Source organism: Streptomyces sp. SID14436, from assembly GCF_010548465.1.
Taxonomy (GTDB): Bacteria; Actinomycetota; Actinomycetes; order Streptomycetales; family Streptomycetaceae; genus Streptomyces.
This window is the reverse complement of record NZ_JAAGMD010000905.1, coordinates 1-1,913: the sequence shown is the minus strand read 5'-3', so window position 1 is coordinate 1,913 and position 1,913 is coordinate 1. Positions and strand designations below refer to the sequence as shown.

General features: G+C 77.7%; 2 protein-coding genes. Both read left to right on the top strand.

Annotated elements, in window-relative coordinates; genetic code table 11:
- Nucleotides 1–909: 909 nt before the first annotated feature.
- Nucleotides 910–1,230, top strand: coding sequence for a gas vesicle protein (gene gvpO, locus G3I53_RS33095; RefSeq protein ID WP_164339374.1), 321 nt, complete (start codon nucleotides 910–912; stop codon nucleotides 1,228–1,230).
- 34 nt (nucleotides 1,231–1,264) lie between these two features.
- Entirely contained in the window at nucleotides 1,265–1,813 is a 549-nt protein-coding gene (gene gvpJ, locus G3I53_RS33090) for a gas vesicle protein GvpJ (protein WP_164439066.1), read from the top strand.
- Nucleotides 1,814–1,913: the final 100 nt, after the last annotated feature.

Below are 1,913 nucleotides of genomic sequence, written 5' to 3'. Positions count from 1 at the left end.
GCGCGACAGTCCGGTGCGGCTCCCGACCCGCTCAGGGCTCCGCCCCCGCCATCGGTCACGTCCCCGCGCGGGCCGGGCCCCCCTCCACGTGCCCCGCCCACCCGGCCCGGACGGAGCCCCTGACACGAAGCGCTCCCGCCCCAGGACCGGGCGACACCCCCTCCCCCGTGCCCCGCCGTCCGGCCCGCGCGACAGTCCGGTGCGGCTCCCGACCCGCTCAGGGCTCCGCCCCCGCCATCGGTCACGTCCCCGCGCGGGCCGGGCCCCCCTCCACGTGCCCCGCCCACCCGGCCCGGACGGAGCCCCTGACACGAAGCGCTCCCGCCCCAGGACCGGGCGACACCCCCTCCCCCGTGCCCCGCCGTCCGGCCCGCGCGACAGTCCGGTGCGGCTCCCGACCCGCTCAGGGCTCCGCCCCCGCCATCGGTCACGTCCCCGCGCGGGCCGGGCCCCCCTCCACGTGCCCCGCCCACCCGGCCCGGACGGAGCCCCTGACACGAAGCGCTCCCGCCCCAGGACCGGGCGACACCCCCTCCCCCGTGCCCCGCCGTCCGGCCCGCGCGACAGTCCGGTGCGGCTCCCGACCCGCTCAGGGCTCCGCCCCCGCCATCGGTCACGTCCCCGCGCGGGCCGGGCCCCCCTCCACGTGCCCCGCCCACCCGGCCCGGACGGAGCCCCTGACACGAAGCGCTCCCGCCCCAGGACCGGGCGACACCCCCTCCCCCGTGCCCCGCCGTCCGGCCCGCGCGACGGTCCGCTGCGGCTCCCGGCCCGCTCAGGGCTCCGCCCCCGCCATCGGTCACGTCCCTCCCGGGCGTCCCCGTCCGCACGCCCCGGGTGGGGCGCCCCTCCCCCGGACGGGCCAAGCGCGCATGCGGCGCTCCACGGCACGGGGTCAGAGTGAGCAGCGTGACAGAAACCGGCGAGCGACGGCGCGGCACGGCCGCCCGCACCACCACACGTGATTCCGGCGTCAGGAACGCCCGCGACGCGGCACAGCGCGCGGCCGAACTGCTCAGCGGCCTGATCCGGCACCGTCTGGAGGGCGTCTCCGCGGTCAGCCGCGACGAGGACGACGGCTGGACGGTCCACGTGGACGTGCTGGAAGTGCCCCGCATCCCCGACACCACCAGCCTGCTCGCCACCTACGAGGTGGGACTCGACCCGGACGGCGACCTGCTCCGGTACCGGAGGATCGCCCGCTACCGGCGCGGTGCCCAGGACCAGTGAGCGGGCTCCGGCCCGTGACCGGAAGGACGACCGCATGATCACCTACGACGACGAGGTCGTCTGCGCGCCCCGCGCCGGAACCCTCTACGACGTCCTCGAACTCATCCTCGACCGCGGCATGGTGATCGACGTCTTCGTCCGCGTCTCCCTGGTCGGCATCGAGATCCTCAAGGTGGACGCCCGCATCGTGGTCGCGAGCGTGGACACGTATCTGCGGTTCGCGGAGGCGTGCAACCGCCTCGACCTGGAGCACGACGTGCGGTCGAAGACCGTCCCCGAACTGTTCGGCGGCCCGGTCGCCAAGACCGTGGGCAAGGGCGCCGCCCGCGGGGTGGGCAGGAAGGCGCGCTCGCTCACCGACAAGGTGCGCGACGTCCTCGCCCCCGAGGAGACCGACGAGGACGAGGACGCCGCCGTCGAGGAGGCGGAGGAGGCGCCCCGTGCCCGCGGCCGGGAGCGCGAGGAACGCGCCCCGCAGCGGACCCGGAGCCGCCCGGCCGCCCGCCGCCGCGCCGACGACGGCGACGAGGACGACCGCCCGCGCAGCCGCACCCGCCGGCGCACGGAGACCGAGGAGGAGTGAGCGTGCCCGTCACCACCGCCACCACGACGGCCGAGGACACCCTGTACGTCTACGGCATCGCACCCGCCGGTGTCCGGGCCCCGCGCCGGCCCGGGGTGGA

What these genes read in the sequence shown, in the direction of transcription:
- gvpJ (WP_164439066.1), top strand. Translation starts at nt 1,265, where the DNA reads ATGATCACCTACGACGACGAGGTCGTCTGCGCGCCCCGCGCCGGAACC.